Source organism: Mesorhizobium sp. GbtcB19, assembly GCF_019091085.1.
Lineage (GTDB): Bacteria > Pseudomonadota > Alphaproteobacteria > Rhizobiales > Rhizobiaceae > Mesorhizobium.
On the sequence record NZ_JAGXJY010000523.1, the window covers coordinates 1 to 236 of the forward strand.

The 236-nt window shown below is 62.7% G+C and carries 1 protein-coding gene; it reads left to right on the top strand.

Going from position 1 to position 236, the window contains the following annotated elements; genetic code table 11:
* On the top strand, positions 1–236 hold a 236-nt coding region (locus KVT37_RS32920), incomplete at both ends, for a helix-turn-helix transcriptional regulator (RefSeq protein WP_217579097.1).

A 236-nucleotide genomic window follows, 5' to 3' on the forward strand; every position in this document is an offset into this window, starting at 1 on the left:
ACAATTGGACGGTGGAGGCGCTGGCGAAGGAGTCCGCCTTGTCGCGGACGGTGCTGGCGGAGCGCCTCACCAAAATCGTCGGCATGCCGCCGATGCATTACCTCGCCAAATGGCGCATGCAGATCGCCTCGGGACTGCTCAGCGCCGGCAACAGCAACGTCGCCAGTATCGCGGTGGTCATAGGCTATGAATCCGAAGCCGCGTTCAGCCGCGCCTTCAAGAAGATGATCGGCGTC